The organism is Bacillota bacterium, assembly GCA_013178415.1.
GTDB lineage: Bacteria > Bacillota > SHA-98 > Ch115 > Ch115 > Ch115.
In genome coordinates, this window is the sequence record JABLXA010000006.1 from 72525 (window position 1) to 95926 (window position 23402).

General features: G+C 50.8%; 21 protein-coding genes. 3 read left to right on the forward strand and 18 right to left on the reverse strand.

The window, feature by feature from the left end:
* Positions 1 to 105: 105 nt before the first annotated feature.
* From HPY52_06985 to HPY52_07025, 9 genes are all read right to left on the reverse strand, one after another.
* Positions 106 to 2145, reverse strand: a complete 2040-nt coding sequence (locus HPY52_06985) for a DUF3794 domain-containing protein (GenBank protein NPV80009.1) — start codon at positions 2143 to 2145, stop codon at positions 106 to 108.
* Between the two features lie 145 nt (positions 2146 to 2290).
* On the reverse strand, positions 2291 to 4210 hold the full coding sequence (locus tag HPY52_06990; protein ID NPV80010.1) for a DUF3794 domain-containing protein: 1920 nt from the start codon (positions 4208 to 4210) through the stop codon (positions 2291 to 2293).
* A gap of 218 nt (positions 4211 to 4428) precedes the next feature.
* Entirely contained in the window at positions 4429 to 5610 is a 1182-nt protein-coding gene (locus HPY52_06995; protein NPV80011.1) for a glycosyltransferase, read from the reverse strand.
* A 118-nt stretch (positions 5611 to 5728) separates the two neighbouring features.
* The gene (locus HPY52_07000; protein NPV80012.1) at positions 5729 to 6448 is read right to left on the reverse strand and encodes a glycosyltransferase; all 720 of its coding nucleotides are present in this window, start codon (positions 6446 to 6448) and stop codon (positions 5729 to 5731) included.
* Positions 6445 to 7608: a glycosyltransferase gene (locus HPY52_07005; protein ID NPV80013.1), complete on the reverse strand. Its 1164-nt coding sequence runs from the start codon at positions 7606 to 7608 to the stop codon at positions 6445 to 6447. Before HPY52_07005 ends, HPY52_07000 begins: the two co-directional genes overlap by 4 nt.
* Before the next feature lie 12 nt (positions 7609 to 7620).
* A complete protein-coding gene (locus HPY52_07010) occupies positions 7621 to 8862 on the reverse strand; it encodes a hypothetical protein (GenBank protein NPV80014.1) in 1242 nt (413 codons plus the stop codon).
* A gap of 4 nt (positions 8863 to 8866) precedes the next feature.
* Positions 8867 to 9994 (reverse strand): glycosyltransferase, encoded by a 1128-nt coding sequence (locus HPY52_07015; GenBank protein ID NPV80015.1) that lies wholly within the window; start codon positions 9992 to 9994, stop codon positions 8867 to 8869.
* Between the two features lie 974 nt (positions 9995 to 10968).
* The gene (locus HPY52_07020) at positions 10969 to 11754 is read right to left on the reverse strand and encodes a serine protease (GenBank protein ID NPV80016.1); all 786 of its coding nucleotides are present in this window, start codon (positions 11752 to 11754) and stop codon (positions 10969 to 10971) included.
* Positions 11755 to 12209: 455 nt separating this feature from the next.
* Positions 12210 to 13214 carry a hypothetical protein gene (locus HPY52_07025; protein ID NPV80017.1) on the reverse strand — a complete coding sequence of 335 codons (1005 nt, stop codon included), beginning with the start codon at positions 13212 to 13214 and terminating at the stop codon, positions 12210 to 12212.
* A 333-nt stretch (positions 13215 to 13547) separates the two neighbouring features.
* Between HPY52_07025 and HPY52_07030 the strand changes: the two genes are divergently transcribed.
* Entirely contained in the window at positions 13548 to 13874 is a 327-nt protein-coding gene (locus HPY52_07030; GenBank protein ID NPV80018.1) for a hypothetical protein, read from the forward strand.
* Between the two features lie 87 nt (positions 13875 to 13961).
* Here the strand turns inward: HPY52_07030 and HPY52_07035 are convergent, their stop codons facing one another.
* From HPY52_07035 to HPY52_07060, 6 genes are all read right to left on the reverse strand, one after another.
* Positions 13962 to 14240, reverse strand: coding sequence for a Veg protein (locus HPY52_07035; protein NPV80019.1), 279 nt, complete (start codon positions 14238 to 14240; stop codon positions 13962 to 13964).
* A 295-nt stretch (positions 14241 to 14535) separates the two neighbouring features.
* Entirely contained in the window at positions 14536 to 15417 is an 882-nt protein-coding gene (yabG, locus tag HPY52_07040; protein NPV80020.1) for a sporulation peptidase YabG, read from the reverse strand.
* A 240-nt stretch (positions 15418 to 15657) separates the two neighbouring features.
* Positions 15658 to 16128, reverse strand: a complete 471-nt coding sequence (locus HPY52_07045) for a hypothetical protein (protein ID NPV80021.1) — start codon at positions 16126 to 16128, stop codon at positions 15658 to 15660.
* 101 nt (positions 16129 to 16229) lie between these two features.
* A complete protein-coding gene (rsmA, locus tag HPY52_07050; GenBank protein ID NPV80022.1) occupies positions 16230 to 17057 on the reverse strand; it encodes a 16S rRNA (adenine(1518)-N(6)/adenine(1519)-N(6))-dimethyltransferase RsmA in 828 nt (275 codons plus the stop codon).
* A 101-nt stretch (positions 17058 to 17158) separates the two neighbouring features.
* Positions 17159 to 18229, reverse strand: coding sequence for a DUF348 domain-containing protein (locus HPY52_07055; GenBank protein ID NPV80023.1), 1071 nt, complete (start codon positions 18227 to 18229; stop codon positions 17159 to 17161).
* 331 nt (positions 18230 to 18560) lie between these two features.
* Positions 18561 to 19151, reverse strand: coding sequence for a radical SAM protein (locus HPY52_07060; protein ID NPV80024.1), 591 nt, complete (start codon positions 19149 to 19151; stop codon positions 18561 to 18563).
* A gap of 407 nt (positions 19152 to 19558) precedes the next feature.
* Here HPY52_07060 and HPY52_07065 point away from each other — a divergent pair, with 407 nt between their 5' ends.
* Together HPY52_07065 and HPY52_07070 are read left to right on the forward strand one after the other, a co-directional pair.
* Positions 19559 to 19918 (forward strand): nucleotidyltransferase domain-containing protein, encoded by a 360-nt coding sequence (locus HPY52_07065; protein NPV80025.1) that lies wholly within the window; start codon positions 19559 to 19561, stop codon positions 19916 to 19918.
* Positions 19915 to 20439, forward strand: a complete 525-nt coding sequence (locus tag HPY52_07070; protein ID NPV80026.1) for a hypothetical protein — start codon at positions 19915 to 19917, stop codon at positions 20437 to 20439. Before HPY52_07065 ends, HPY52_07070 begins: the two co-directional genes overlap by 4 nt.
* Before the next feature lie 139 nt (positions 20440 to 20578).
* Here the strand turns inward: HPY52_07070 and HPY52_07075 are convergent, their stop codons facing one another.
* The 3 genes from HPY52_07075 to HPY52_07085 form a co-directional block, all read right to left on the reverse strand.
* Positions 20579 to 21337 (reverse strand): hypothetical protein, encoded by a 759-nt coding sequence (locus HPY52_07075; GenBank protein NPV80027.1) that lies wholly within the window; start codon positions 21335 to 21337, stop codon positions 20579 to 20581.
* Between the two features lie 417 nt (positions 21338 to 21754).
* Positions 21755 to 23002 carry a hypothetical protein gene (locus HPY52_07080; protein ID NPV80028.1) on the reverse strand — a complete coding sequence of 416 codons (1248 nt, stop codon included), beginning with the start codon at positions 23000 to 23002 and terminating at the stop codon, positions 21755 to 21757.
* A gap of 209 nt (positions 23003 to 23211) precedes the next feature.
* Entirely contained in the window at positions 23212 to 23397 is a 186-nt protein-coding gene (locus HPY52_07085) for a YezD family protein (protein NPV80029.1), read from the reverse strand.
* Positions 23398 to 23402: the final 5 nt, after the last annotated feature.

Here is a 23402-nt window from a genome sequence, read left to right on the forward strand (position 1 = left end):
AAGGTCGTGTCCGATGGGACGATGCCACAATCACCCGCAAGGCTGCGTCCGCCGAGAGGAGTATCCAACCTTACTACGGCCGGACCCATCGAACGGACACCGTACCTATCCCACTACGCTGCTGGCTACCCTTATTTGCTCCGGCTGTGTGACCTTGACGTCGATACGCACGATGACTTTTTCGGTAAAGCTTCCGGTGGCGGGATCAAACTCCCAGACTACATTTTCGACATATGAATGATCTTGCTGCCTCATACCTTCAACTACAGGCCTATCTGGGTTGATCGGGGTCACCTCCACCATCTCACTGAAGGGCAGGACTTCAGCAAGGTGGTGCACGAGGTTATCCGTCCCAACGTAGAATATCTGCTTCTGCACGGACCCCTGGACAATGACTTTACCATTCTTGACTATCGAAGTCACATCAGCAACTCTGGCAACCACATCAACGATCTTTATAGCGGGGATGGTCTTTGTCTCCTCGATCAATCTTTGTTTCGTTCCATGCCCTATTACAAGATCGGTATAGATCCAGGTCCCATAAGGTTCCACCGCGACAGGAATTTGCTCTGTTTCAGTCACCTTTACTGTAAGAAGAAGGATTACCTTCTGGGTCAATTCAGATGTGTCAGGGTTGAACTCCCAGATGATATTATCCACGACTGAATGGTCCTGGGCATTCATGCCCTCCTTCACTGGATAATCAGGATTCAAGGGTGGAACCTCGACAAGATCGCTAAATGGTATATCTTCCGCCAAATGATGTACAAGATCGTCGGTTCCTACATAATAGATTTGCTTGTGAAGCGTTCCCTGGACTATCACTTTGCCATTTTTCACCGTAATCCTCATATTAGTCAGCGAAGCTGTTATATCCATGATCTTGACCGCATTTACGATCTTACGTTCTTCAATGAATTTCTGTTTCGACCCTTCACCTATGACCACCTGAGCCTTTATCCACTGCCCATATGGATCCAGAGCCACTGGCAACTGGGCTGTTTCAGTGACCTTTACATTTAGGGCCACGATCACCTTTTGGGTAAGCGTTCCGGTGGCTGGGTCGAACTCCCAAACCACATTTTCAATGGTAGAAAGATCCTCCTGGTTCATTCCTTCTCTTGCAGGATAAGCAGGATCTATCGGAACGATTTCCACAAGATCGCCGAATGGTATATCTTCCGCCATATGATGTTCAAGATCATCCGTCCCGATATAATAGATCTGCTTATGGACCGTGCCCTGAACGATAGACTTGCCATTTTTCACTATTGAGCGCACATTTACCAGGCTGGCTACTATGTCTACGATCTTGATGGCTGGCAGGACCTTGGTTTCCTCCAGCAGGATCTGTTTCGTGCCATGCCCCACAACCCTTTCAACCTTGATGGTTGTCACTTGATTCGCAATCTGGGTGATATCTATCATTTCCGGACCCCCTCTTTCACGCATGATTGGTCTGGCATTTTCATGCACAACAAAACAAGGCTCCTCTTTTAAATCACACTTCTCCTCAGCACCAGACCCTTCCAGTAGATTGGGCTGCCCCCGGAGATTAGGCGCTCCCTGAGAGTCAGATCGTTCCCCAAGATGTTGTCCTTCCTGAGAATCAGATCGTTCTCTTGGTTTATGCTCCTCTCCAGTTTCAGGATGAGGCTCAAATCCCTCCCCGACCTCGGAGACAGACATATCTAAAACATCCGGCTTTCGAATGGAGAGGTCTGCCTCTCCAGAAATAGTAGCTTCCTGAACAGCGGATTCTTGAGGCAGAAGCCCTTTTGCAGGCTTTGAAGGCATGGTTGAGGAGAAAAAGGTGTCCCTGTAAGAAGTCAAAGTAAAGGCTCTTCTCGATGGGGAATTCATCTCCCTGGCATTGTTCCCGGATTTGTCACCGGATCTATCCTCAGCAGAATTATCCCCGCCAGATTCACCCCCGGTAAATTCTCGCCCGTCCATCCTGGCCTCCGTGACGCCATCATGGCGGTCCCGGGCATCCGGGGGAAATCCTATCCTATGAGCAGAAGCAGGCCGTCGCGGATTCAATAGAATATCGAATATAACTATGGCCGCCGCTGCAGTGATGAGCCCTATGAGTCCAATTACCGGCAAGAATGCTACGACAAGCGGGAGACTCAATTCCCTCAATGTGCCACCCTCCCTTCCCTACATCATATGGGACCTCGGTCTAAGGTGTTCGCGGTTTTCATCCGTTACCACATTGGAAATATATAACCTGTTTTTGGGTTTTCAGAAAGCCGATGACTTCTAACTCAAACCGATCGAATGGTATTTACCAGGCGAATTTAACATCTGTTACAACTGAGAGAGGCACAGGGCCTGGCGGGCCGCCCACAATTTCCACATTTACTGTGCGGCGCGCGACCTCGCTAACACGCGGCCCATCGCATTCTGTGACCACATCTAGTTCAGCCGGCACTGCACCGCCGTCGCGGAGCACCATCGCCCTTATCCGTGTGGTGGATGAAGTCACCCCTTCCCCCTGCACCTTCGTAACCACCTGTTGCGTTGTTCGTACCGTGCGCCCGATGAGGATCCTCAAGATAACCAGCACATGAACGCTGAGCCTATCCCCTGTGAGCTTGGCCACAACACCTTCTATCTCAGCAGATACTTCCACAGGCGTTCCCTGCATCGCCTCCGGCAGTTCCTCTATGGCACTAAAGGGAATGTCGTGGCCAATTGAACGCACAATATTGTCATCACCCACAAACTGCACATCTACATGAACTCTGCCTTCTACAAGGATCTTCCCGTTTAGGGTGTTCCCTTCTATCAATAGAACACGAGCATCAGCGCTCTTGATTTTGATGGCGGGAACCCCAAGCGGTATCAGGCTTTCGGCCAAGATCTGGCGGCTCACGAAACTTAGCTCGTCAAACACCAAGATGTCATATTCGATACTAACCGGCCCGACCCGCTCGATGATGATCTCGGCCATCACCTGGGCCATTCCCTCAGCCACGATTACAGGGACCTGTATCAAAACCCCGACAGGATCCAGCACGATCGATGACCTCATCTCTTCAACCACCGTTGCATATATATCTATAACCGCTTCCTCAGTAACCAATTGTCCGGTTGTGGCCGGATCGAACGCCACACCGGCTACCTCAGCAGTCGCAAAAACGCTGGCAGAGGGGATCGCGCCAGGTACCTCCACGGAATCGTTAAATGGCACATTGAAAGATTCAGTATAAGTCAGCCCATCTTCTCCAACATAGGTGACATCCTTTGAAAGCATCCCCTGAAGAATCACCTTGTCTTGTACCACACGCGCCCTCAGAGACGCCACAGTTGCAGTGATGTCTATTATTTTTGACGCGGGACGTGAAAGCGTGACCTGGGACTCTTCACCGATTTGGCTCGTTCCCTGCCCGAGCACATGATCCACCAACATGGTAGGGCCTTCCCCTGTGGCCACAGACAGGCTGGACCTCTCAAGGACTTTGATGAATATATCGAAGAGCACTTCCTCAGAGACTGTGCCGCCATCCGGGCTCAGGGTCGCTGCGACATCACGGATCGTTGGCAGGAGATATACCTCCATCCCGGGAAGCGTGCCTGGTATTTCAGCCATCACAGAGAATGGTACCGTGGCGGTGACATGCCTTGTTGCATCATCTGGCCCGACGTAGAAAATCTGCTTTTCCAGGTCACCTGTAACCACGACCTGGCCTGAACGGACAGAAGGAACGAGGTTAGTGGGGGTCACTCGGATCTCGCTGACCTTGATAGCCGGAGAGGGAAGCGCTATATCCTGGCTTTCGAGCTGCTGGACGGTTCTTTCCCCCACTACAGACCTGGCAAGAATCAGGGTGCCATATGGATCCTGTGCCACCCTAAACTGCCTGAGATCCAAAGCGGTGGCAAATACGTCAATGATAACCTTTTGGAGGATTGCATCTCCACCTCGGACTAGCTCAGTGATGATATTGGTAATCTTAGGTGTCACCTGGACAGTCATCCCTGGGGCTACGCCCGGTAAGGAGATCATTGCCGAGAATCTCATACTTTCTGGGAAATGATGGACTATATTGTCTTCACCCACAAAAAAGACCTGTTTTCTGACGATTCCCTGCACTATGACCTTGTCGGTCATTATATGAGTCCTTATATCTGTAACTTCAGCATGGACTTCCTTTATGGCTATGGCTCGCATGGGAAGGGGTACCTCTATGACTTGCTGCACTTCCAGCCCTCCCTCGCTAAATTGATCGCCACGAATCTTTGCCGCCTGATGGTGGAGATCGGGATGAAAGACTACCCCGGCCAAAGACTACCCCGGGCGGCGCATTATATACCTGCGCATGGCGGCAGAGAAAAGCGGCAAAGGCATATAAACGCTGATATAAGAAACCACAATCCTTCCCTGGCCTAATCTATTGTATGAAACATCATGGGAGGGTGCTAAATAAGATGAAGGAGATTTGCCTTCAATCGACTCATCACACGGGAGGCCACTTTCTCCCATGTCCAGCCGCTGAGCGCATCACGGGCGGCCCTTGCTCCCTTTTCCTTCCCTTCCTCTTGGTCTGTGAAGACACGGCGCAGGAGTTCTCTGAGATGCTCAGAATTTGGTTCCGCCCAGAAGGGAATTCCGCAGGTAACCCACTCTCCCACCCTGGCCTCGGGAAAGTGGATGCTTCTCGACCTGATGAGGTAGGAATTTGCAGGATTGCAAAACTCTCGAACAGGACCATAATCGGTGACGATGACAGGAAGCCCACAGGCCATAGCCTCCAACACCGTGAGGCCAAAGCCTTCAGCCCTGAAGGGATGAACATATGCCTGGCAGGAGGAATACAGCGCCGCCATTTCGCTGAGGCTGAAATCTCGATATATATACACGATCTCAGGGCAATCAGGGCGACGTCTGAATTCCTCGATTTGACGCTCGATATTCCCATAGAACCAATCTTTGATGACCAATGCTACATCTTCATCTCGTCTGAACTCAGCTGTGAACGCGGATAGGAGCACATCTAACCCTTTTCTCGAGGTAGCTGCCCCTCCAACAAAGAGAAACCTAAAATGTTTCGCGGTGGGGAGAACCATGGGCTGTATCCCCGGGTGGAAGTTCACCGGATTCACACCGCATCCTATCACATGGACCTTGTTCGTATCGACCCCGCTTCTCACATATGTTTCCTTTACGAATTCGGAGTAGGCCCAGATCTCATCTACATTCTCCTTAATAGGATCCACCCAGTTTACAGGTAGATAACCATATTCCCACGGTTGAATCACGACGAATTTCACGTCGTCATATGTGGTCAGGGCTCTCATGCTGCCATATGCGGCAAGAGATTTGGTATCGCTATATGCAGCAGGCAAATCCGGACGAGAAAAGTCCGGGGGCCATATATGGCGCACATATGCCCTTGGGAGAAAATCTCCGAGGGCATGATATTCCCTGCTTCCCGGCGGATATGAGGTCCGGGGGACTATAAGCCGGCCCTCACGGTCCCGCCCCCAGATATTCACCCGCACCCTCTGGCATGACAATGCCTGGACGATCTCCCGGTTAACAATCGCATAGCTATGGTTAGATGCGACATCCCCGTCCCATATGATATCCATCTTTTCCACTATCGACAGCCTCTCCTATCATCCTTTGAGTCATCCGGCCCCTTTGAGTTGTTAAGATTCACTTCAACCCCAGCCCTTGAGCCGCCCGGTTTCCTTTTACCCACCTGACCCACCTAAACTATCTAGCTCTGGTTCCGCCTGTCTTTTGAGCGATATAATCGCGAATCACCTCAGGATGCTCTTTCGGAAACGGCCTCAGCGGCCTGTCATCCAGGATGGTATCAGGACATACGCCGTTATAAGCCCCGGGTCTCCCCTCAAGCTCCGCATACTTTACCCATCTTTTGAAAACTTCTCGTTGAGGCTTCACATAGCCATAATGGACGCAGAAAAGGTCAGAGTCCGCCACTCTCGGACCATGCCCGGTGAGCTCCTCATGCACCGGCCTTATCCACCTGAGCTCCGGAGTCCTGCGGATCAAAAATTTCCGGCAATATAGAGGATCCTTGTCAGCCACATTCTGCATATGGAAATAGTCTTTCATGAGGTGATAAAACCAGCAGACATAGACATCCGCATTGGAATTCTGAATCAATTTCGGCACGACTTCATTCACGTTTTCGTAAAAGACGAGATCTGCATCCATGGGGATGAGCCAGTCACCAGTGGCTGCATCCAGCGCAAGGTTTCTGTTTACGGAATAATCCGGGCTATCACAGAAAAGAAGTTTGACTTTGTCGCAAGCTTTCGCAATTTCCGGCGTTCGATCCTCCGAATAACCGTCCACGACGACGATCTCATCCGCTATGTTGTATATAGATCTAAGAGAAAATGGGAAATACTCCTCCTCATTTTTCACGATATACATGACACTCACACGCGGTTTCAATGTTTTCACTTCCTTTCAGGTGGAGCGAAGCGCTCCACAACCCTCATCCATACGGATTCAGGAACTCCAGAAGAGATACTCTTCTCTCCTGAATAGATGATATTGGGTAACGCCACACTGGAAGGCTCAGGCATCCGATATGAAATCATTTTGTAAAGCGCCAGATGTCGTCTTGCCACATTGCGCCAGGAGTTCTCTATGAGATACCTGTTACAGGCTGCTATAAGACCGCTTCCCATATCCGGATTATCCAAGAACTTCGCTATGGCTTGCGCGATCTGTTCTGGATCAGGTGAAGGGATCTTGAATACTTCATCCTTTAGATCCGAGAAATAGGGAATATCTGTGGTGATAATGGGACGCCCTGCAGCCATTGCCACTCGACAGGCGGCCGAGGTGCCAATGAAGCCTGTGCTCTCATATGGGAAGACATTTACATCCATAGCATGCAAATATGTTGCTATCTGGCCCGCCGGGACATACTCGCTCTGAATTACTACGTTTTTAAGGAGACCCTGCCCGGCCAAAACCGACCGAAGCCCGGCGTCCGCGGATGGGTCGAAAAATGGGGACGAAGAGAAAATGAATAGTTTCAGCCCAGGATGGCTAGACTGCAGCAACTCTATGGCTTTAGCGAGCTGCACTATGCCCTTTTGAGCCATGGCGAAACCAAAGAACCCCACGGCTCCGGCCTGCCCTATTCCTAGCTGGCTGCGAGTAAGTTTACGATCTCCAACGCTATATGCCCTGGCACCCATAGGAATCACCTGAATACGCGCCTTGGGTATTCCAGAAGAATGTAGGGTTTCCCGCATGAGTTCGCTGTGGACCACAAAATGGGCTGGAGCGCCCCGAATTAGCGCATTATGCTCCAGACTGGCCGGGTGGAAGTCGTGTAAAGTGAATACAAGCCTGGGGCCAGCCGCCCCGGCTCTACGGATCACCATTGCAAGAGCTTTCGGATTGTATAGGGCATATTCATATTGGAAATGCACAACCGACCCAGAAAGGACTCTGTTGTCCAATGCGGTTTCCCACTGGTTTCCTGACAGGACCCGTGGATGTACGCCAAGGCCAGCAAGTTCCGCTACCAGTTCGTGAGTGTATTCCGCTATACCGCATCTCCGCCCCCAAGAAGGACAGACCATGATCACGCTGAGAGAATCCATTCAATTATCACCTCAATGGATCTCTGGAGTTTCCGGTGGCCGTTCCAGTCCGCCGAGATACAAATCAAGATGCTTATCTGCCGCAGATGCCCAGCTGTTACATCGGACAAACCTGGCTATTCGCTCTACATACTGATCCATTGCCTGTTTATCATTGATGACGCGGTTTACTGCTTCTGCAATGACTGCGGGTTGTGATGAGGGAATCTTTATGACTTCATGGCCAAGATCGTGGAAAAAGGGAGTGTCCGTGACTATCAAGGGACGCAGGGCAGACAACGCCAGCCTCGCCGCTGATGAAACCCCTAGCATACCCCTGTCTTCATACGGGAGAATGACCAAATCCATTGCAGCTAGATGCTCTATAACCCGTCGTCTGGGAAGATAATCACAAGATAAATGTACATATGATTCCGCCCGCAATCTCCGGATCTCCTCCTCTACCCGGATCCTGTAGTTCCGCGAGCTTATATATGGTGCTTCAGGGGCAAGGATGAAACAGTGAATCCCCGGAACCTTTTCCCGTAAAATCGAGATCGCGCGTATGAGATTGATGAAACCCTTGTGTGGGAGCATAAATCCGAATGCTGCAATGCATGGTTCAGAGGTTGGCCCATGGCTCTCACGCACATCCAGCCCCAGGTTCAGTCCCAGGCCCTGTCGCGCCTTCAGTCCCAGATTTCTGCGCGCCCTCAATCCCAGGTCCTCATGTGCCTTGTGGAACATGGAGCCGGGACCATCTGCCCCCAGGCCGTCTCGCAATCCCTGATCATCGCATGGCATCTGTATGACTTCAACCAGGGGGCTTCGGCGACGGATGAGAGAATTTGCACATGGATATTGGCCGGGAGGATGGACGCGCAGCAATAAATCCCTCATGAGGGGAGAGAATGTGACGACTTTGTGAAACTCAGTCAAAACGAATCTATTGTGGTCGCGGTATTCGGCACTGAATTCATGCATCGTGACGACCGGCGCGATTCCGGCTGTTCTGAGCGTTTTCAAAATCTCATGAAGTTTTTCTAGGCTATAAAGCACATATTGATACTGAAAATGAACCACGGTATCCGACCCCTTCAGGCCTTTCCACAGACTACTGGTTGGATCAAAAACCACCAATGAAATGTCAAGGGGGGCGCTATCTCCGGAATCCCTCTTGGAATATCTATCTTGAAGCGCTTTTGCTAGCATCATGGAATAATCAGAGATCCCGCATCGCTTTCCCAGTGTTGGCACAACCATTATCAGTCTCATGGCGTCATCCCATCCCATGCGGATCCACTTCCTTGAGCCTATTACAGATCCTCCCTACTGATATGTCCCACGAATAATGACTCCTGACAAAATCAGACGCTCTGCGGCCGATCTCGCGCGCCTCTTCCCTGTTTTCAAAGACATGTCTCATGAGCCTGCGCAAATGAGGAACGCTTGGGCGAGCCCAATTGGCTCCCGCGTATACGGAGTCGTTGGGTATCCCCTGCATTGGAACAGGCTCGAGACCCTCGATGTCTATCAGGTAGCATGGAGCATGCTGCATGAATTCCATCTGGCCTGACCATTTCGTTGAGATCACCGGCAATCCGCAGGCCATGGCTTCCATCGCAGGCATGTTCCAGCCTTCGCCTCTTGTGGGCAAGACAAAGCAATCTGCCGTTCTATAAAGAGCTGGCATCAAATCTGCAGGCAATATGGAAGAGAGAACTATGATTTGTCTATCATCGCGCCCATGTAAATGGCATATAGCTCTGATGTTTTCGCGGATCTTTCTGCCATGTGGATCATACTTGGAATTGTCGTGAACACGCAGGAGGAGCGTCACGTCCTCATTCGGCCCGAATTCCTCGCAAAACGCCCTGAGAAGCAGGTCATAACCTTTCCTGAGTATCCATTCAAAGACAGAAAGGAATACAAACCCCCTGAGTCCCTTAACTTCCAAGGAAAGGCCATGCGGGCAGTAGGCACCAACATCAATACCAAGAGGCATTACCTTGAGAATTCCTCGATGGACCCCGCTGGCTGAAAAGGCTTCGAGATTGAAAGAAGATGGCACCCAGACTTCGTTCATCAGATTACATCGCTCCACCCATTGGCTGGGCAAGCGGTCTACTTCAATCATACTGAAACCGATGTTATACAACCCGGGAATCGGTTGAAAAAAACCTGCGAGGAAGATGTGAAGGGCGATCTTGGGAACCACTGACTTGTTGCCTGCCATCCGACGCAAAGAAGACTCCACAGAGGCTTTGAATACCGGCGTTACCAAGCTAAGACTCCGAGGTTCTAGCCTCACCTCGATCCCCATCCTGTCGAGTCCGAAGGCGATATTCCGCACAACCTCGGCATATCCGGTGGCATCAAACACAGGCCCGATTATAACAATTCCCATGTCTGTTCCCCCATCATAAATCCGATTCTCAGACCAGGAGAAGGATAATAAACTTACATTCAGGAGGGAATGCTATGCTGAATAGAAAACTCCCCCGTTCGAGACGAATTGTCCTCATTTCATTCCCTAGCAAACTGGCAAAACCGGCCTCTACACTAACATTATATGCAAAGGTCATAAAGAGAGGTCTTAAGCCAGGGATCTTGATCTCCATCGCCCTCTTCATATTGCTTTCAACCTGGCTCCTTCAAACAGCTATCTTTGTTCTTGCGCCAAATGCCGCCGCGCTGGTAGGCAAGGTCATCGTCGTCGACCCCGGCCACGGAGGGATTGACCCCGGGGCCCATGACAGGCAGGGGGTGACTGAAAAAGATATAGTATTAGATATTGCAAGGCATCTTTTCACTTTACTTGGAAAGGCCAAGGCCATACCGATACAGACTCGCCATGGGGATTGGGCGCTGGAAGAGATATACCCTCAGGAAAGCACAAGACATCGCCGGGATCTCGCAGCCAGGGTGCACATCGCAAACAGGAGCAACGCGGACGCCATGGTTTGCATTCATGTGAACAAGAGCCCCAGCCAATCGGCAAGAGGCCCGTCCACATTCCATAGCCCTTCATCCCTGGAAGGAAAACGCCTGGCCTGGTGTATACAGCGAAGGCTTATGGAAGCTCAATCTTCGAGAGGCCAGGGGGTCCAGCCTGGGGATTTCTATATCCTCAGAAACTCCAAGGTCCCCACTGTCATCGTGGAAGTGGGGTTCCTTTCGAATCCAGAGGAAAAGCAACTGCTGTTGACGTCCTCGTACCGCGAAAAAATCGCCGAGGCGCTATTCTGCGGACTCGCCGATTTCTTCGCGGGACAAGACGTAGCACCTACAATTGCTGAAAATAAGGGCTTCTCCCCGAATGCCGGATCGAGCTTCTCCACAAATACCGGATCCGGAGTCCCTTCACAAGGCGCCCGGTTTTCACCAGGTGCCTATGAAGAGCTGAGTAAACATCTTCCCATAGGGTCCGCCATCTACGATCCCGATTCCAACACGATTATACGAAGAACTCAGGATATTGGCCCTATGCCCCTGACTCGCCATTAGCAGCGCATGGGCCCTTGCTACAGTCGGGGCCCCAGCTATGTTTTCCCCGGCAGCCCGATAGGAAATCCCTGCTGCCTTCAGCATGTCAAAAGGACTGCCATATGTGGGCGAGACATGGCCGAAGTAATTGTTTTGGATCATATCCAGACTCTTCTTGCGCGCAAGCTCTACAAGCCGCATATCAGCAGTCAACGGGCTCAATCCTGCCTTAGCCCTCTCCTGGTTTATCAGACTCAACATAGTGGCCTCATCCCGAGTCAGCTGGCCGGCAGGTTGGGTCCCGGGCGCTGGCTGAGGTTGCGGTTGGGGCTGTGGTTGCGGCTGCGTCCCCTGGTATGGTGGACGATAAATATAAACATAGCTGCCGTTACCATTTACATAGTAATGGGCGTAGTAAGTCCCGCTGCCGCTGTACCACGTGCCTGGCCTCAGGTTGAAATAATAAGTGACCTTGCTCCCGCTTGAGGAGCCGACATAGTAGTATGCCCTAGACAACTCCTGGCTGCTGCCCCTGTAGACTCCACCGAAATCAGTCCCGTCGCTCGAATACGCAGCTTGTCCATAAAGAGTTTGAGCAGAGGCATATGATAAAAGAAATGAAGCAATGAGTATCATGATGCCGGTAATGAGGAAAAAGGCAAAAGAACGATGCGATCTCATTGAAAGACCCCCTTCGTACGCTTGATTTATCCTAAATCCGCGGATGCTCATGTAGGTGATTTCGGGGAATGGTTCCTTTCGAGCGGGACTACTATCTCCATGCTATGATATAGGCCCGCCTTCATCAATGGAGGATTGAAGGAAACACGGGCAGCTGCTGACTTTGGCTGGATTATGTGGAATTTTAGGCAGTGAGAGGCAGGGGGGAATGGATACTCCTCCCGTCGGACGCAGCATGACCGGGGTATGGATACTCCTCTCGGCGGACGCAGCCTTGCTGAGAGGCTGCTCAGTGATCCTCGGCCCTCAGGCTATAAGGCCTCGGATCAATGCCGCCGATCGGAGTATCCCGACCCCGGGTCTACCGGCCTCGGATCAATGCCGCTGGGCCGATACCACCCACGCCCATGCGGCGGCCTCTCGGACCAATGCCGCCGGGGGAGCCTCCAAATTCCTCAAATTGTTATATCTAGTAGTTTCATCACGTTCTGAATCCTGTTAAACACCGTCACTTTGTCTGAGCCCGCAAAGAGGAGACCTATGATGTTATTGTCCTTGTCTAGTATCGCGGACCCACTATCGCCTCCTTGAGCTATCGGGCCGCATACGACCTGGTCTTCGAACATGGCAACGTGGCTATTGCCATACCCCACCTGAATCGTGGCATCTAACGCCTCGATTTGCGACGAGTTGACCCCCGTGGTTCTGCCGCTTTTCTTCACATACATATCCACCTGGGCCTCCCCCACCCCTCGGATATTGCCTATTTCCATAATTTCTGGGACAACTACATCGTCTGATATTGGCTTTGCCAAAGCTGCGTCAACAAGGTTAGCCCTGCCCGTTTGACGCAGAAGAAGAATCCGGTAATTTGGCCTGATTTGCTGTATCCGATACTCTAGTATCTTTTGAAAGAGAGAGGCTATCTCACAGGTAGGCACATCCTCACTTGTGTATATGGGAACAAGTCTTTCCAGGGTCGCTATCTGATCACGCTCAAGTTTGCCTCCATCGTAGGGACCTGGCTGAAGAATAGGATCGCCGATCTTTGCCCTGCCATCATTGCCGGTCGTAGAGTTTGCAAGGACATGATTATTGGATAGTATCAATGGCTTGCCGGTCTTCTTGTCCTTCACGAGCGCCCCAAAGGTCCCGGCCGTCACACGATAATGCCCGATACTTATCCCCGGCTGAGCAGGCCGCATGCGGCTCTGCCGGCCAAGGAATTTTATGTCTCCAACTTCCAGCACATCGGTCCTTACCCCATCTATGGCCTCTGGCACGACATTGGTCGGATGGAGCTTATCCCTTGTCATCTTGCGTCTCACCATCACAACTATGGCCTCTTCCTTCGTTCTCTGCCCTTTTACCCTTTTCAATCCTCTTCCTACTCCCACCACATTCTCAATCTTAAGAAGCCGATCCTTATTAGCCGCCAGCGCTTGCTGGATTTCATCCATTGAACTCACCCCTTTCCATGCATCCTGTTCATAGAAGAGGCGTCACACGCGTATCTATAAGGTAGGCCCGGCCGCCCAGGGATATTTCCATTATCCGATGGCATTGCTCCAGCCCTGGCGATATGGGCCTCTTTCATGCGACTGATCGCCGCTGATCTATGATATTCTCAGGAAAGTCAGGCTGTGCGCCGGGGAAGGCAAACGGTTACCCTCGGAGACAGCTATGTCCATGCACCCTTAGGCCACAATTAGTCCCAGCATCAATTGATAGATATGCGAATACACATTCGATAAGAGAAAGCAGCTTGGGAAAACAAAGATGGAGGGATGATTATGCTGATAGCTACCATAATCATCATCCTGGGGCTGGTGGTTGTATCCATATGGGAAAGAGGCAGGCAGAAGCGGGAGAGATGGGCGGAGTCGGCTCCGCAGGAGCCCGAGGCAAGGCCATCCCCAATTTCAGAAGCTATCGTTGAGTTCGTAGGGGTATCTGGCGGAATCTATCTTGCCCTTATTGCGCTGGTGAACTTCCTTAAACTGAACGTCCCCCAACAGGCAAAGGTGCTCAGCGTGGAATTCGATCCCATAGCAGCCATCGCCATCTTTCTTGGAATCATACAGCCATTTATCCTGCGGATCCGAAAAATGAAGATATAGGACAATCTCTCAGAAAATGAACAAGGCACAGGTATCCCTCCCGGAGGGGGGATCTGTGCCTTGAATGCGTCGGAAAATGAAGCGAGCTCAAAGGCCGACGCAGCCTATCCTTTCTTCGTGATCCTTCTGCCACACAGAGAGCTCGACTGATTCCGTAAGGAGGTCAGCGTAGGTGTATGATACACGCTTCGTAATGCCGGGCTTTTCATTTAATCTGATGACAAATACCTTAGGATAAGTGCTCTCTAGGACTCCCTCGAGCTCCACTATCTTTTTTCGCCCCTGATTCGCCTTGAGTCTGACCTTCTTACCGATGAAAGTGTCGACATTCCTCTTTATCTCATTGATGACGTCGTTGCCCGCCAATTAATCCACCTTCCTTGCGGCGCAGAAGTAGGAGACCATCCTTCTACGCGGGGCCATACTAAAAAAATTGTAGCACAAATCCACCAATAAGTCAATAGAATTAGATAGTATACCCCTATTCGCAAGGCGATGTCAACATCTATTTTTGCCAAATCCGCCAAATTGCAAGCATCTTGCGCGCTTAACAATGAATTATATCGTAGGTCATATAAAAAATCTGTTAAACCTCACCGATCTCAGCCTTGCCATCTCTCCAGTCTCGTCACCCCCAACCCCATCGTGCTTGATCTTCCTATCATTCCCTCGGGGTCTTGGGGAGCCCTAGCCTGAATTTGCCTCTCGTTTCAATGCCGCCAATTCCTTTAATGCCTGTGATGGTGCCCTCTATGGCCTCGTAAACATGCACTATGCTGTCAATCGGGGTGTAGGAGACCTTTTCAGCTACGAGAATAGGATCATAGGCATGGATGAACACCCTCTCAGGAGAACTTGCGAAATTGGCTCCCGCTGCGATAAGGGCTTCATAATGAGACTGGCAAGCCCCTGCAATGATCACAAGGGCATCTTTGTCGGGCTGAAATCTCCGAGCCTTTACAACGGCTTCCACAAAATAACGAGAGGTGCGATAACTGTCGATACCCGCACGTTCAGAGGCCTTCCGCGTCAGAAGCCCATCGTGTCCTGTCAGCACAAGAATCTCGGGCAAGTGAGTCTGAAGTAGCGATGTGATCCGGGCTGGCTGCTGGTCCTCAGGAACGTATTCCCCGATCACAGGCACATTGAGTTGACGGTAGTATTCAAGGCAGTCCTTTAGATAATCCTTGTCCCCGTCTATATGAAGCACCTTCCCCGGGAGTTCAAAAAAATCGTGCCCGGGCGGTGGCTCAGCGCCAGCTCGATAACGAAAAGCTTTCTCCTCGGTTATGCGCCTTAGAAATATCTTGCGCGCCGATTCCTTCGACTGCTTTATTAAATCGAGCTTGACTTTCTCTACCTGTTTTGGGTCAACTTTGACCAGGTCCGATAACGGCGCGTCAGCAAACAGCCTGACATTCAACCCTTTGAGGTGCGCCATCGCCTTTTTCTTTTCACTAGTAAAGATTCTTACCACAGTGAAGAGAAGGTCAGCGCCATAAGATATCCGACTAACAGTGTCACCCACTGATATCTTCTCCATAGATCAATTCCCCTCAGGAGAACAAGGACCCCCCTAGGGTCCTAGTCAATGCGCTCTCCTGATAACCATTCTATGGAGCAAAAAAGGCACTTGTTCCTGCCCCTCGGCAGGATCAGTGCCCTTTACCGAGATCTCACCTTTATGCTCGCGCTATCTCGAGATCACGAACCTATGGCGACGCGCGATGCACCCCCCGCTAGCCCCTAGCGCTAGGGCGGGTTTCAAACGTCTGGATCCCGGTTATTTCGTATGCTTATCTGCCACCTTTGACGCGCCATATGATTCAGGCTTTATTCTTGCGGAGAAGCCGGTGCCCGTTACCATGCCGACGATTTCGCGAATAAGGTCCCTCGTCTCCCCATTTTCGCCAACATCCAGGTGGATCTCGACATTTAGATCGGAATGTCCGTTCTCCGCAAGTCGCTCGGCCAACCTGCTGGCGACACCCAAACTCTTAGCCGTCTCGTAGAAAATTCGCTGCCTGAGATTCCTGCCGATTCGCTCAATTTCCTTGGAATAATAGTACCTAGCGCCCTTCCCTACTCTGTGGACAATGATTGCCGTGACAAAGCACGTCTCATCCCTCAATTGCGAATCCGTGCCGATGATGAGTTTGTACCGGTCGTTAGGCATCTCCTCGATATATTTAATTATGTCCTTAAACGTCTCATTGAAACTGAGACGCCCTTTGGTAGGACTTATGAACGTCAATTGCTATCACCTTTATCCTATTCTCCATGATAATACCCTACCCGACGCTTCCTCCATCATCCATATCTGCCTCGCTCTCGGCAATGGAACCAATATGAAATTCAGACCATCGACAATCCGGCCAGAACATCGGCCAATAGTGCAAATTCCCCGAGACTCAGGCTCTCAGCCCTCCTCGAAGGCAGGATTCCGGTTCTCCTGAACGCTTCATCCAGCAAATCAGGATCGAATCCTAAATCGCTGCCAAGCAAGGCGTTCCGAAGCATTTTCCTGCGCTTTCCGAACCCCGCGCGCACTATCTTAAAGAACAACTCCTCATTAATCACTGAGACTGCGGGACGCTCCCGCAGTCTCAGGCAAACTACTGCTGAATCTACTTTCGGCGCCGGGTCAAATGCCCCGCGCGGGACACGGGTCACGACCTGCGCTTCGGAATGAAACTGGATCTTTACCGAAAATGCCCCATAATCCTTGGTATGGGGCCGGGCAATCATCCTATCTGCCACTTCCCTTTGAACCATCACCACCAGTCTCTCAAATAATTCCCTATGATCGAGCAGCATTGATATGACGGGAGTGGTGATGTAATACGGCAGATTAGCCACGACTTTGCCCTTTCTCCCCCCTTTTATAACAAATCCGAGGAGTTCTGTCAAGTTAATTGCCAGAATGTCCGCGCAAATCACCTCAACGTTGGGAAATGCAGCGAAATGTTTTTGAAGGAGGGCTGCCAGGTCTCGGTCTACTTCAACGGCTATCACCTTTCCGGCCTTCCCCGCCAGTTCCCGCGTCAAAACTCCGGTCCCCGGTCCTATCTCTAGGACCACATCGTCTGATGACAACTCGGCGGCCTCTACAATAAGGCGAATATATCGACTGTCCTTCAGAAAATGTTGCCCAAACCGCTTTTTGGGGCGGACTGGTCTCATAAATTGAGCCCCCGGGATTTCACGCGGGGGCTCACTAAACTGATTTTCGCTTTTGACCTGAGAGCGCAGTTTCTCCATATATTGACTACTCCTAACCGGCCTTAATCGGGCTCAAGAACATAAACTTTGACTCGCCGCCTGCCAAACCTCAGACATTCCTCAACGGTCGGGAAGAATAAGTCTATTTTATATCCTTTGATCGCCGCGCCCACATCTGCCGCAAGGGCCGGACCATATCCTTCCACATAAAGTCGCGTCTTGAGAGGAATTATATCAGGATCCACCGCCACCACGCCACGCTGCGCCTTAACTCCTATGGCAGTATACCCGTCCGCATACTTGCCGCAACTCCTGGGCCCCGGCTCAAAGGCCGTCGCAATCATGTAGTACGAATCGCGGTATCTATACGTTCCACGTGAGGTCACCAGAGTTCTGAGGGGATTCCTGGTCCCGTAGGCAATTACCTCATGAACAGGCGGGACTATGACCTTCGCGGATACGATCTCCTCTTTTATCTTTTTTCCATTCTCGTAGGTTACCTTAACCGACTCTTCCCGCAACCCGTCGACTCCCTTGCTCAACACCCTTGTCCTTCCCTTATCCAGGTGTGAGTCAGGGCGCTTTTCCGTCCTGAAGGGCACTACCACTCTTCTGGTGACGACTTTCTGGGACACCCTTGTTATATCTATCTTCATCCCAGGCGCCACAACAGAATCTAGTGCCGGGCTTATCTGATCCATAGGACCAAGTGAAATGCCCTCCTTTGAAAGGACGGCCCTTACCGTCTTCGCTGTGGTCCTTAGATCACGTTTTGCCCCGCCAACTGTCAAAATCACCGGAACGGCACGTTCTATGACGATCTTCATGCCGTCCTTCAGCCTTTGATCCTGAGATGGGCTAACTTCATCTCCAGGGGAAAGACTCACCCGAGCCTCTTTCAGCACATCCCCTACAGTTGCTCCTATCGTTGTCCTTTCAATGGCGGTCCCGTCGACTTCTATTGTGACATCCTTGCGGAACCATATGAACCCTGCTGTTGCAATCACAACAAGGACGAGAGTAAGGATTGCGAAAAACAATCCTCCTCGCCGGACTTTCACATTGGGGAATGTCGCCCATCTGCCCCAGGCCTTCCACCCGAACCATCGCGCTACTGGGGGCTTACTTCCCATCACATCAACCTCCTGAATAGGTTTCTGTCACACGTCTTCTTCCGTCAATGGCACGTCCGAATTCAGGATTCCATGGGTGATTGAATGCTGCATCGGGTTACTACATTATAGTCAGAATATCCATCCGTTGATCATCGTCTTCTCGGGTCAAAAGACGATAATCTCTGGCCGCGATCTTTTCCTGGCCTCAATAACCTCTGCCAAAAAACAATGATCTTGGCCTATCAACAGTATTCTGCCAATCATTCCTTTTTATGCATATGCTTATGGCATGCACCGAGCCGATCCTGCATATTCATGCCTGAAGTCACGGACCAGGATCTCGGAGGTGTCAAGCGATCTTAGGCGAATAATGCCTGACCCTAAACTCCGCCCCAATGGACTTGGCTATGGCTTCACATGCTTTTACATCGACCTCAGGGACATCCACAACTGTGAGAACCACCCGAGGGATATACTTCATCGACTGACTGGCGAACTCCAGCATGGCATTATAGGCTTCCTCGCCCAATGAAGGATTACATAGCCTGGCGTATTTCTCCGAATTCTCGGCATTAAGACTTATGGACATAGTGTCAATAAGCCCCTTGAGCTCAGGGACGACATTTCTCCCGAAAATCAGATTGGCCTGGCCATTGGTATTGATCCGTATCTTTGCCCCTCGCTCCTTAAGCCTGCGAGAGACCTCCTTTATCACATCGAGGCGGATCATGGGCTCCCCATATCCGCAGAACACTATCTCGTCATACCTGGTTGGGTCCCCGACAGCCTCAATAACTTCATCAGCTGTAGGCTCCCGATCAAGCCACAGATCATACCCGCCGACCCCATCAGCAGTCTTTCTGATACAAAAATCACAGCTATTTGTGCACCGATTCGTGATGTTCAGGTAGAGCGAATTCCCCAGTTTATAAGCGATCAATCAGTATAGCCTCACTAAGCTATTCCAGTTCTTTGACTCTTTACTAACATATCTATTACATTCCTTACACAGATTTTATTCTTTCGACAAAGATGGCCGAATTCCTGCTTGCGATTTTCAGCCAGTGGAATGCGATGGAATTCCTGCAGATTGATGGAACACCGTAGAATCTCTCCCAAATTGTATGGGAATTCCACGTTCGTTTTTGATGAATGCGGACCCTGGCAATCCGGCGCGAGCACCAGTTCGATGCGAGAGTAACATAGCGGCACCAGGCCCAGCTTGAAAGTGTCCGCCAACCCTTGCTCTAATAGATTTTTTCCAGTATAATGAAATCACCAGGAGGGAGGGCAGGTTTCCCGGGATTCCTGGATCCGGAGGCAATTAAGGTCCGCGGGGGTTTCGCAATGGGTGGGGACATCACGTCGAAAGAATTCCGTAGATTAAATAGTGTTATCAGAAGAAAGCGTCAGGAAAGAACAGAGGAGCTCATCAGTAAGGCATTTCAGAAGGCACAAGCTATTGCTTCTCTGCTGAAGAACCGCTATGGCGCCGAAAGAGTCTTCCTGTATGGATCACTGGCTTGCGGCGGATTTAGAGAAGGATCCGACATCGACATCCTGGTGGAAGGTTTTCAGGGTTCTTATTGGAAGATGTATACAGAAGCTGAGGACCTGGCTTCGCCTTTTAATGTAAGCATAGCGCTCTACGAAGACGCCGCGCCATCCCTCCGCGAGGCTGCGCTGAAAGGCGGGATGCTCTTATGATGCTCGAGGAATACCTTGTCGTTGAAGGCAGGATCAATAAGGAGAAAGAGAACCTCCTCGCATTGGAAAAAGAGCTTCGAGATTATGGTTTATACCCAACTATCACTGCTCGCGCAATAGGAGGATTCTCCCTGGAAGATGCGGCAGCTATCAGAATAATCGGTTCAATTCTTCATGACTATTACACGGCCATAGAAAACATACTAAGGACTGTAGCCAGCAGGATTGATAAAAGCATTCCCACCGGGGAGCAGTGGCATAGAGAATTACTTGAACAAATGACGCTTGCGATCCCGGGGGTACGCCCCCAGGTCCTCTCAACTGAAACCGCACGAGAGCTCAACGAATATCGAGGTTTCAGGCACATTTTTCGGAATCTATACGGCTTTACCCTTTCCTCTAGAAGAGTAGCTGACCTACTTAGTCGTCTTCCCGCCATCAACGAGGCTCTCCAGCGCGATCTGGATATCTTCCAGCAGAAGATGAGGGAGTTTTACGGGATAGGAGAGGGTCGGGCATAGCCCGAAACCGGGAGTGGCGAATATCCAGGCAGGCTTTACTGAAATTCCGGCTTCGGAAATGCTTTCGGCCATCCAGTACCAGGAGCAGGATGGCCGAAAGCGCGAACCCCGGTTATCGACGACTGCTCATGCTGTTTATTTAGAATCTGTAGCTTGCGCCGAGGTAGATGCCGGATGTGGTAAGGGTGGAGGTATTGTTAGCCTCATCCTTACTAGTTACAGAGACATATTTGTATCCGCCATCAACATAAAGATTGGGGACTACCTTCACGGCATATCTCACACCGCCATTGAACTCGACAGCAGTCCCTTGCTCCTCGGGACATGCGGTACCATCAATCGTCGGCCTGAGTGTAAGGGAAGAGACATATCCTCCGGAAACATAGCCCTCGAGCCCCTCCATAAGAACTGCAGTGGCTTTGGCTCCGACCTTGAATCCTGAGGCATCAAACGACATCTTCGTAGGGGCGCCGGCCTCAGCTACCAATTCGCCCTCTATAGCGCTACTAGCCATGAAATATCCAACTGCCGGGGATATGGAGAATACCGGATCAGAGTAAAGCTTATATGCCGCATCGATCATGGTGTATGACCCGGAGGCCTTTGACTTGTTCCACTCGACGCTCCCGCCGGGACCACTAATGGTGAGATTTCCTGTACTGGAAATACTGGAGTATGCGAAACTGACTCCGAACTTCTCAGCAAAAGCAAAGTCCCCTGACACTGAAAGTCCGCGACCGGGAATAGTGATCGCATATGTTTCCGCGTCCGCTTTTAGTTCCAGCTTCCACGTGCTCGGCATCCAATATGTACCAGATACCGTCCCCTGAGCCATAGCTGCGGAGGCAAGGCCCATCACACACAAAGCGACAACAGATAGAATTGTCAATTTCTTCATCAGGTAACCGCGCTCACTCACCGCCCATATAGCCTATGCAAGGCGGTCAGCAGCACGACCCCCCCTTTCCTATTTGGCCTTTTGGCCTAATTAACCCACATGGTTTATATTTCATGCAGTTCTCTTCATTCTCATTTACCAAGGCGCACTGCACTCTACAGTTAACGCCACCGCCAGACCTGAAACCTGTTAAAGTCCGAGTACCACCTCCCGAGGCATCAGATCATAAATGCGCACCAGTAATGAGGGGCCATCTTATGGAACAGTTTGCTCGAAGCCCCCATCAAAACCGCCCCAATCCAATAGGTGCAACCATTTAAATCTATTCGTCTCCTCGGGGGAATTTCCTGCCGTAGGGAAATATTTAACAAGATTCTCTAAAAATCACCACTGATCACGCAGTCATTTCATGACACCTCATTGAGGAAGCTTCACAAAATCCGCCGGCGGGACCCGATAGATTGGCCTGTTTGCCCCAGTTTCAGGCCATATCTGAGGAGTCTGTACCTCCCCAGTCCTGGGATCATAGGTATAGTTCATAACCCTCGGCTTTGCATAGTTGAATGCCTCCTGTGCTGTGATTATGCCATCAAGGTTGGAATCGGCGGGATAGCCCGCGGTCTTCGCAATGCCCTCACAGAAGAAGTAAGAGAATACGCCGTGATCAAGGCCCGAATATTCATTGGACACCTCAGTGTCGTTGCTCGCCGTGATGACCACATATCCAGCCTGATTGAGATCTCGCGCAAGAGCGGTGAATCCCCGCTTAGCTTTCTTGCCCTGGAAGAATGGAAGGTATTTATACATTCCGCCGCTATAGCAACTATCGAATATGAAGACTTTATTCTGTCCAGGGATTTTGGCAACCCACGAGGTCAGTTCGTCATCAGTGATTATTCGAGAAGGATCAGATGTCGCATCAGACGGCGCGATAAACTCATCCTCTTCGCCCGGAATATTCGTGGTCTGCCCGCCATGGCCAGAGAAAAACATCAGGAAATGATCCTGCGGCTGCATTTTCGCCGCGATTGCATCAATGGCCGCCTTTATTTTCGCTTTTGTCGCCTCTTGATCCTTCAGAATATTGGCATCAGCGATCCCGGCATAATAGTTATTCTGATATAAGGTCTTCCACATAAGCTCTGCGTCTGCAACCGCATAGCTCAAGTCTGGGCTTCCCTCGGTGCCTGGATTGTAAATCTCATAAGGATCGTAATTATTGATCCCCACAAAAAGATAATAAAACGCCCCTATCCTCGGATAGCCTCCATTCACCCACGTATCCGCCCCAGACCTCACCACTACACCACGGATCGTGAGAGGTTGATACCGTGGGTGCGCAATGTAGACTGTATATGTGCCAGGTGAAAGGCTTAGCTCGAAATAGCCTCTATCGTCCGTCCATGTTGTCTTGCCCCCAGCTGTGACCGTCGCCCCAACAAGCCCCCCCGTCGGTGGAGCCGGGATAACCTCCAATCTGCTCCCCTCGACAAGTTTCATCTTGGGACGAGCCCCCGGAGGGAGATCCTTGGCATTCGGATCAGCTGTCACATAACCAAGTATCCGTCCAGGGAGTGATGGCGCGCCGCCGAAACATCCCGTAAGAAATACAAATGATAGAGCACATAGCATTACTGGCAAAAGGTACCTAAATATCCTTTTCAACCATATCACCTCCAAGGTTTTCTGTTCTCCATAATATAATACGGATACCACATAAGTATTAAGGGGATCAAATGCAAAAAGCCCCCGCCATAGATAGAAAAGCCAGCGCCGTTGAATTTTCAGCCGACGCCGGCCATGATCATCTATCAGGCGATATCCCGCTTGTGAACATCTCAGGCTGCATTCCAACGCCCACTACATAATTGAGATCATCTTACCCCAGCCGCCTCACCTTCCACTCGTTTACTGCATTGACTGAACCGAACCTTCTCAGTCGTGTCTATCTGGATGATCTCACCATCCTGCACATAAATGATAACCTGACCATATTTCAGCCTTGATACAGTCTCACAAATAAACCTTAACACTCCCCTCCGGAGTCTAGGCCGCGCCATCTCCT